The sequence below is a fragment of the Flagellimonas aurea genome (assembly GCF_017313785.1).
Classification (GTDB): Bacteria; Bacteroidota; Bacteroidia; order Flavobacteriales; family Flavobacteriaceae; genus Flagellimonas; species Flagellimonas aurea.
This window is the reverse complement of sequence record NZ_JAFLNL010000002.1, coordinates 404776-415694: the sequence shown is the minus strand read 5'-3', so window position 1 is coordinate 415694 and position 10919 is coordinate 404776. Positions and strand designations below refer to the sequence as shown.

At 44.1% G+C, this 10919-nt stretch carries 1 protein-coding gene; it reads left to right on the top strand.

The genetic code is table 11. The annotated features are described in order from the left end of the window. Nucleotides 1-95: 95 nt before the first annotated feature. A complete protein-coding gene (locus J0656_RS05195) occupies nt 96-10874 on the top strand; it encodes a T9SS type B sorting domain-containing protein (protein WP_207032035.1) in 10779 nt (3592 codons plus the stop codon). Nucleotides 10875-10919 lie beyond the last annotated feature (45 nt).

The following is a 10919-nucleotide window of genomic DNA, read 5'->3' as shown; positions in this document are numbered from 1 at the left end:
TGCAAGCCTTCCACAACATAAGATTCCTCACGTTTTCTTCTTTGGATAGATTTGATACCGCAGTCAAATAACCGACACTATCCAAAACCTCAAGCATGAATTATAAATTCTTTGCTATTCATTCCAACAGGACCCTATTCCTTTTGTTCTTTATAGCATTTGTATCGCTGTCCCAAGCACAACTTTCCGTACCGTTCGAACCCAGATTGCCAGGTGACAATATGAAGGTAAAAGGAGATTTGGTATATGTGGCCAATAATATTGTGAGCATTGCCAGTGACCCCAATACCGATTATAATGGTAGTTCCAGTAACCAGAACGTTACTATGGATTATATCGATATTGATGGGGATCCATCCACGTTTAGTTCCAGTAGTGCCGAGTTGAACGCACCAAGCTGTTCTGCTGTGGTATATGCGGGCCTATATTGGGGCGGGATATACAGGGACACTAACAGGGACGACCCTTACAAACAGGTGAAATTTAAAATTCCCGGGGGTACTTATGTGGATATCGGCCCGAACAGTGGTCCTGAATTTAAGTTTGAACAGATTTATGATAAGGACGGCGATAGGGACGGTGATGGTGTAACCGATCCAGGTATTGTGGATGTCGATTATTTGAGCGGGGTCAATATGACCTCTTATCTTAATTATGCGGAGGTCACACATTTACTTTCAGGTCTTAGCGATCCCAATGGTGAGTATACAGTGGCCAATGTAGTAGCTTCTACTGCGGAGAGCAATGTAAGTGCAGGTTGGACCATGGTAGTGATATACGAGAACCAGAACTCGACAAGCAAGTATATTTCCACTTTTGATGGGTATGCAGCAATGGGCAGTACCTATTCCCAAACAAACGTGCCCTTCAGTGGTTTTAGAACCGTTCCAGCACCACTACCTGTGAATGCGGTGATAGGCGCTAGTACAATTGATGGTGACCGTGTCACTGGGCCAAGTATGCGTTTTAGGGCAAATCCAACCGATAGCTGGACTTATCTGAGTGATGCCATCAACCCGAGCAACAACGTCTTTAACAGTACCATAAGCCACCTTGGAAGCTGGGTGGATACCCGTACCCCTGCAAGTAGGAACACTTTGGGCTGGGATGCCGATATATTGAACCTGCCCAATGCTGGGAATTCAGTGTTGCCCAACGACCATGATAGCGGTGAAGTATTGATCAGTACCTCCAGCGAAGGAGTAATTCTTTTTCTTACCACAGTTGCGGTTGAAATCATCAACCCGGAAATTATAGTAGAGAAAAAGGTAAAAGATCTAGTTGGAAACGATATCACCGGAGATGGTGTCAATCTTGGACAGTCCTTGGAGTATGTTTTACGATTTTGGAACCGTGGTAACGACGATGCTACCAATTTTATCATTCGTGATGTACTTCCTGATAATGTCAATTTAAACAATATAGATTTATCCGGTGCTCCTGGTGTTACCATGACAACCAGTGGTACGGACCCAGAAGAAATAATTTTTGAAGTACCGGATGCATTGGTAACGGAAGGAGGAAACACTTATGAAATAATCATTCGTGTCGAGGTATCCGATAACTGTCACGATTTTGTTGCAGCCTGTAGTTCTACCATTCATAATACCGCATTCTCCACATACGATGGAGTTACAAGCGGTCAGACCATTTCAAATGACCCGAGTGTATCCAATGTGAACAGTTGTGGCTTTGTGACCAATGGGGCCACCAACTTTTTATTGGACGATTTGACCAATTGTGTTTTTGAAAGTGAAATCCAAATCTGCGGCGCTAGCACCGTAATTACAGCAGGACAGGGCTACGATACCTACACTTGGTACCGTGATTTGAACCAAAATGGCCAAATTGATGCAACCGATACGGTTTATACCGATGGAGATTCAGATAATGACCCAACAACGGTTACTGTGCAAGAGACAGGAAATTACTTGGTTAGAAAAGAATCAGCCAGTTGTGGAACCAACATTGAATCTATGGAGGTGACACGTTTTGGAACAACTCAGGTAAACCCAATAATCACTTACTTCAACAATTTGAATGGGGATGCCGATATCACAAACGATATACAAGGTGAAATAGTGACCTGTGCAAATGATGGTTCACAGCTGCCGCAAATATTTCTATGCGGAACAAACGATACGCAGGATATTGTCCTGAATATTACGGATGCCCAGGCCATTAGATGGGAAAAATTGGACGAGGCCAGCTGTGCCGCGACCAATCCCGATTGTCCAAATACACAAATGGGCTGTACATGGAATCAAGTGGAGACAGGAAACTCCTTCACAGCCAATACAGGAGGACGTTATAGGCTCGTATTGTCATATGCAGGTGGATGTAACAGCATTTTCTACTTTGATGTATTTCAGAACAATCTTGATTTTGATTATGATACGCAGAATATTTTTTGTTCCACTGATGGACATATCAGAATTCAAAATGTAGGTTCTGGATATGGCTATCAATTGGTGGATACATCATCGGAAACGATTTTGATTTCCTATACCGATAACAATGGACCTAATTTTAACATTAGTACCCCAGGAACTTACCGTGTTGATTTTACCCAATTGGATCCTATAACTGGAGATCCGTTGGACGGCAGTTGTGTTTTTAGTACCGAAGAGATAGGTATACAGCGCAGGGATCTTAGCATCAACATAACGACAAATCCAGTAACTTGTTTAGGACAGGGAAGTGTTCGAATCCAGGCGACCCAAGCAAGGGCCAATTATGGTTATGTTTTATACGAGGATGACGGTTCTGGAAATCCGGGAACCTTTGTAAATCAGAATCTGGCAAATGCCAATAGCGACTATACTTTCGAAAACCTTCTTGCTGGAGACTATGTGGTAGTTGTGAGTACAGATGATGGATGTGTAGAAACCGAGGCGTTTACCATAGTGGAAATTCCCGATCCAGTAGTTACTGCATCAACCACCAAACAAATAACCTGTACTGATGGTACTATAACATTGAGTGCTTCAAAAGGTGATCCAAGTCCATCCTATTTATATGCCATTTGGGCAAAAGATGGCAGCACATCTTACTCGGGTATCTCAGATATCCCTTCCATAGAATTTCAAAGGGATACCATTGCCCCGGGAGTTTTCAATTTTCCATCGGGGGAAGAAGGGACATACCAATTTGTGGTGGTGGACGGTAACAATTGTTGGGCACTTTCCAATGAAGTCACAATTAATGATTTGGGAAGTCTAACCGTAGCAGCTCCGACCATCGACTCGGAGATTACCTGCGAAGGGTCAAATACAGGACAGGTTACCATGAACGTATCAGGGTCCCAAACTCCTTATACTTATAGTATCGATGATTGGGCTACGCAACAAAGCGACCCGACTTTTGTGAATTTATCACCGGGAACCTATACCATTAGGGTGAGAAGCGCTGATGGTTGCGAAGACAGTACAACTTTTACGTTGGACGACCCGGAAACCTTCAAGGCAAATGCTGGTATTTCAAGTACTGGGACTTGTGACGTAAATGGTAATTCTGAAGTAAGGTTTACCAATATGGAAGGAGGTACCGCACCATACGAATTTAGTTTTGATGGGGGAAGTTCCTTCATTGCCGACGACCCGATGGATCCCTCGGTAAGAATTGGTCTGTTGCCACCAGGGAATCATATTTTGGTTGCCAGAGATGCCAGGGGGTGCCAAATTACGCTGCCCATTACCATAGACCCACCATTGCCAATTCCAAACTTTGATTTGGATTTAGCTTATGATTGTGACGGGAATGGAAATGTGGTGCTAACTCCGGACCAAACGGTTTACGATTATAGCTATACCATAAATACATCGCCCAGTGCAACAACATCCACCGATGGTACTTTTTCTGGGATTGCACCGGGAACCTATACCATTACTGCAGAATATGCAGAGAGTGACCCGCCAAACCCAAGCGTACTGTTGCTAGAGGACTTCGGGAGCGGACCTACCGTTGATAGTCCTTACGTATTGGGCTATACTTATGAGGATCAGGTTGGTAGTAATACACAAATCAATGATTTTGAATATTCCATAACGAGTTATATCGTATCTCCTTTTGGCCCATGGATAAGGCCAACGGACCATACTTCTGGAGGCTCCGATTCCAATGGTAGATATTTGGTAATCAATGTAGGTTCTCCGGCACCAGGTCAAATAATCTATCAAAAACCAATTAAGGACATTATACCCAATCAGGATATGCGTATTTCCTTCGCGGCAATCAATTTGTTGGGAAGCGGAAGTCAACTAGATCCAGATATCTATGTGCAGATGAGAATACCTGGCACAAGTACTGTAATAGGAGAAGTTCAGACCAATGATATCCCAAAGAACCGCATTTGGAACACCTTTGATTTTGCCATAAACCCAGGAGTGCATACCGAACTGGATTTTATTCTGATTTCCAAAAAAATAGGCAATAGCGGTAACGATGTGGCCATCGACGATATTTTGGTGGAACAGGTACCAGAATCTTGTCCAAGAACCATGGATATTCCCGTGGTCATAGAAGCAGGAAATGGCTTTGGTGCAACGGTAATCGGTCATACAGATATTTCTTGTAACGGAGCAAACGATGGTTCCATCACGTTTGAAGTAGAAAATTTTGATGCCACTGTAGGCTTTGAGTATTCCATAGATGGCGGTAGCAACTGGATTGCATCAACAACATCACCTGTGACTACGGCAACAACGTTGTCCAGCGGCACCCAAAGTGTGATTGTCCGTAAGGCAGATGATACCAGCTGCTCCATTACACTCAACCAAGATATTGACGAGCCAGCAGTTCTTGCCATAAACCCAAGTATTCTACAAAGTCCAAGCTGTAATGATCCATTGGGAAGTATCGAGGCAACGGTAACAGGAGGGACACCAACATACGAGTATGCCTTGGAGAATGGTTTAGGAGGTTCTATTGTGGCCTTCCCAAATCCAACAGGAAATATATTCAACGGTCTTGCTGCTGGTGATTATGTGATTATTGCACGTGATATTTCTGGTTGTGAGATAAGAAGTAACATCATAACATTGGATGCTCCAGATACATTGGCCTATGATGTAAGTTACACCAGTTGTTATGACGGTGGCAATAATGCATCAATCGATATTACCGTAACTTCAGGAAATGGAGGATATCTCTTCCAGATTGATGGAGGGCCATGGCAAAGTCCCGACGCTAGTACACCGGATACCTATACCTTTTCAGGATTGGCCAGTGGTACATACGATATCAATGTAAAAGATGCTTTTGGATGTGAGGATGTAGTGACCCAGGTTACCATTGATGCACAGTTATTGGTAAATGTTACAGCGACGGATGTGAGCAGTTGTGCGGATGGTTCTATCAATGTAACAGCATCGGGTGGAAACGGTACTTTGGTTTATGCATTGGTCCCAGAAGGTGACGTGCCCACTTCGGGAGATTTTGGAACAACCAACAATTTCTTGATAGATAATGCCACTGCCACTGCAAACCCAACCGGGTTTGATTTATATGTCCGAGACAACAACGGCACTTCACCTTTTTGTGAGGTCGTTGAAGAAGATATCATCATAAACCCAGCAGTGGATTGGGAAGTTGCAGCTGTGCCCGAAGATCCCAACTGTAATGGTGGTAACGGAAGCATTGTGGCCAATGTACAATTGAATGGAGGAGGAAGTCTTTCACCAGCACAAATTACCCAAGCAGGTCCTTTTACCTATTCGCTATATCAAGGGGCTACCGAGATTGCTTTAGTTTCTAATTTGGCATCTACAACTTATACATTTAACAATGTGATTGCCGGCACCTATGAAGTTAGAATTACGGATGGTTCAGGATGTAGCATGAATCAAACTTTGTTAGACGTAGTTGACCCACCGGAATTGACTGGATATGCACTTACTGAATTTCCTTCGGATGATTGCGACCCAGCTATCGGATTCAGAATTACCGGGTATCCAACAAGTGGATTGAATGGTTCGCTTCAATTTAGCCATAACAATGGAACAAGCTGGAGGGCCAGTGATACTTTTAATGATCTAGGATTGGCATCAGGCGACGAAGTACGCCCTTCCATCAGGACAGTGGATGGTAGTGGAAACACACTTTGTAGGTACGATTTACCACAATATACCTTAACCTATCCTTTGGATGATCTCGATATTTCAATTTCAGCTATTGTTGTGAATTGTAATGAGTTGGAGGTAACGGTGCAGGGGGAACAAGGAACCCCGGATTATGTGTACGCCTATACGGAAGACCCTGTCGATTTCGACCCTTCACTGGCAACCTGGACATCGCCAGCTCAAGGATTGAACGATCCATATGTGTTCACAGGTTTAATACCCGGAAGAACCTATGTTTTCTATGTGATGGATAGCAATGGTTGTATAAGACAAAGCGACCGAAATGTCAATGAAATTCCGGGAGTTGATTTACCAATAGAAATAACGGAAACGGCAATTCCAAGCTGTAATGGCGCCAATAATGGAAGTGTAAGTTTCAGTCTAAATCCTGACTTTGCGGAGCCGCAAATGAGATGGGAGTTTTTTGAACTAGGAAACCCTACTCCTTTGGAGGTTAGTGGAGGTGGATTATCTGCGGCAAATGTACCTTATACAAGTACCCTTGATTTTACAGGATTATCTGCGGGAGAATACTACATAAACATTACGCAGGTAGATGGTTCAAACCTAGATGCATGTCTTGGAGGCAGTGAAAACGTGTTAATTGAAGAACAACTTCCAATCACAGCCGATGTTACAGAAGCTCAAGAAATTGGATGTAATCAACCCGGATTGATTTCCGTTACAAATATCAATGGAGGAACCGCACCATACACCTTTGATGTAACCGGTCCAGGTGGATTTACGGCAATTACTGCAACCACTCAAAACCCAATCGAAATACCTGCTAATTCACCAGCAGGGGATTACCATGTTACCGTAACCGATGTGTATGGATGTACTACAAGCGTTCCATATACGGTTGCAATGACATTGACCCCCAACCCAACTATTGACGACATTCAGGTCGCCAATTGTGATGGTAGTGCAGATGTAACCGTAACAGGAAATTCCTTGGTAGGAGGTATTCGTTATGCCATGGTAACCGCAGGAGCTGGAGCTCCAACGACATTTTTGAACAATGGAGGCCTATTTACCAATGTAGCTGCTGGAGACTATGACTTTTATATAATTGATGGTAATGGATGTTCTATGACGTGGACTACTTTTACCATTCATCCTCCGCTTCAAGCAAATGCCCAATTGACCAAACTTATCGATTGTTCTAGCACACCGGATGGCACTATTGAAATCAAAGCGTTACAAGGTTCGGGCAGTTACGATTATTCCGTGGAGAATCTTACCACATTATCTGTTGAGGTACCTAAAACCTCAATGGGAGGTAATTCCATTGAATTCCATCCAACGACCGCAGGCGATTATGAAATCAAAGTGTACGTGGATGCCACAGCGGACCACGAAGCTTGTGAACGTACATTTACCATTGTGGTTCCAGACCCAATAGAACCGGACTTCACCGCTACACCTACCGATGTTAGCTGTAATGGTGCAAATGATGGAAGCATTGCGGTAAGACAGACCGATAATGGTATCACACCATTGACCTATGAATTGTTGGATAGTGGATTGACCCCAATACCATCAGGTGATTTCACTTGGGATGCCACCACACGGACATTTAACGATTTGGCTCCTGGAGATTACGTGGTGAGGGCAACAGGCACCAATGATTGTACTTCGGACATTAGTGTTCCGACAATCAATGAACCAACTCCAATCGCTGTGACCATTCCAGCCGCCGATGTGGTACAGTTTGGATGTGCCGCAGGAAATAATCCTGATAATGCAAGCATAACGGTAAATTCAATTACCGGTGGAACCGGAACTTATGTTCGATATGAGTTTGTTGACCCATCCAGCAATGTGGTTCAAAATGGAAATAACAACGAACTCATAATTTCAAATAGAGCAGGAGGTATCTATACCATCAATGTGTATGATGATACTGGCTGTTTGGGAACCACTACGGCAATGATACGACCATTTGATGAGCTACAGGATGCGACCATAAATGTGGAGTATGATATTTCTTGTGCCAACTCAGGAGAGACTATCACCATTATTGCAGATGGTTTGTTGTCGGATTCCACTACAGGGCCACACGACTATGAATTTGAAGAAATCTCAACAGGAAATACCAATGCGGTAGGAACTTTTACGGGACTACAGGTAGGGTTGCATTCGTTCCGAGTAACCAATACAGACACGGGCTGTTCAATAATCGTTACCCACAATGTGGAAGAAATAGAGCAGTTCCAAATCAATATGAATGAAGATGCACCAGTGGTATGTGCAGGAGACGATGCCCAATATCATTTTGAACTAACAGGAGGGTATTCCGGTGATTTCACTTGGACCGTTTACAATACAAATGGCACATTGAGCGATACAAGTGACGATACGCAGTATGGTCCTCTCGGAAGCGGAAGCGGAACAACCAGCGGAAATATTGATTTGCCCAAAGGCACTTACCGTGTTGAGGTGGTTCAGGGCGACTTCCCCTTCTGTACCAAGGAAACTACAATTACCGTAGGCGGAGCAGATGCTGTTTTGGATGCGACCATCACCGAGATTGGCAATGCATCATGTGCTAACGATCAAGGAAGACTGTCAGTAACACCAACGGGAGGTATTGCTCCGTACACAATTTCGATACCTTCTTTGGGACTGACGCAGACCAATGTGTACAGTTATGTGTTCACTAATTTGACTGACGGAACTTATACCATCGAGGTTACCGATGCGGCGGGTTGTACCAACGACACGCTGAGCGGAACCATTCAGACCGTAGATCCTTTATTGGCGGATATTACACCTGCCACCCAAACATTGGATTGTATCGGTGATTCCGACGGAAGCATTACGGCTACGTTGACATCTGGTGGTGTGGGAACCGTATTGTTTAGCTTAAACCGAATCGAGAACGGAAGCACCGTTTCAACCTCGTCCACTCAAACTTCAAGTACCTTTAACAATTTGAGTGCGGGTACATATTCCATCAATATAAGCGATGATGCAGGATGTACCGTGACAACTGCCGAAGTTGTAATCAATGATCCAAACCCGGTGAGGGCGAATTTGGTTTTGTCACGAAGGCTTACTTGTGATACCCCTGCCCAGTTGACCCTTACGGTATCCGGAGGAACTCCATTTGCTGGTAATGAGTATCGATTCAGCACATCCAAATCAGGGCCATATACGGCTATGCCTGGTGGAAACACCCACGTTTTTGATGTAAGTCCGAGGACTGCCCCATATCAGTTTTACGTAATTGATGCGAACGGTTGTGACCCCGTATTAAGTAGTGGCGTTACCGTAATTGATGTTGTTCCATTGACTGCCGAAGTAGAAAACTATAATCCTCATGTAAACTGTAATGGTGATAGCACCGCATTCATTTCCGTAGATGCGGATGGAGGTCTAGGAAACTACGTTTATGGACTGTACCAAGACAGTGCAATGACCATTCCAGTGGCACCGACCAATTTAAACGGTTACTTTGATGGGCTTCCGCAAGGCACGTACTATGCAGGAGTGATCAGTGGCGATTGTGAATGGGTATCCGGAGCCATAAATGTTACGGAACCAACACCTCTCTCAATTACCAGCGATGTTACCAATGTAACTTGTATGGGTGCCGATGATGGTAGCATCGTACTCGATGTATCGGGCGGAACAGCAGGCTATCAGTATGCAATTTCACCCAACTTGAATCAATTTGTTGATGAAGGAACATTCACAGATCTTGCGGCCGGTGATTATACGGTGATAGTACAAGATGCCAACGGATGCTTTGAAGTATTGGATTTTACAATCACCCAACCGGATGCATTGACCGTTACCTCAACTGCGGAACATGAGATTTGTTTTGGCAGTGAAGATGGTTTGATCAACTTGGAAGTCCAAGGCGGAACAGCTCCATATAGCACAAGCTTGAACTCCAGTCAAGATGAGAATTTTGTAGAGGGACAGATGAGCTATGGCAACCTGGCCAGTGGTGACTACGTAGTATTCATAAGAGATGCGAATGGTTGTATGACGACCGAAATCGTTACCATAAACTCAGGGGTGAACTTGGAAGGCAGCGTGGAGGTGGTTTACGAGTGTGATGGTGATTCACCAACGAACTACCTTGACCTCAATTTTGAAGACCCAAGCATGGTTTCAGACCTATTGTACGGTTTGGATTCCAATGACCCGAACGATATGGTCCTGACCTCGGATTTCACCAACTTGGCACCAGGGGAACATACCCTTACCGTGGCTCACGCCAACGGTTGCGACCGTACCTTTACTTTTGAAGTGGAAGGGTTTGATCCATTGACCTTGGCATTGAGCAATAATAATATCAACGAGATAACTGCCACCGTCACAGGAGGTAATCCCAACTACACCTTTGAGGTAGATGGGGTGTCGTATGGAGAAGACAATACATTCTTGATTCGTGAGACAGCGACCTATGCTGTTACCGTTACCGATGAAAACGGGTGTAGTGTTACCCAGGAAATCTTTATGGAGTTCATCGATATTGAGATCCCGAATTTCTTTACACCAGATGGTGACGGGTTGAACGATACCTGGAAACCAAGAAACATCGAAGTATTCCCGAATATCACCATATCCATTTTTGATAGGTATGGAAGAAGCATATACAAAATGTTACAGGACACCGACCCATGGGACGGTTTCTATAATCAGGCCGATTTGCCAACAGGTGATTATTGGTATATCATCAAATTAAATGGCGATGAGGATACCAGGGAATTTGTTGGGCACTTTACCCTGTACAGATAACCGTACTAAATATCCAATCAAAGTAATGGGGGCAAAAAAGCTCCC

Bases quoted from the DNA above. Each gene is read 5' to 3' on its own strand.
- J0656_RS05195 (WP_207032035.1), top strand. From the start codon at position 96: ATGAATTATAAATTCTTTGCTATTCATTCCAACAGGACCCTATTCCTT.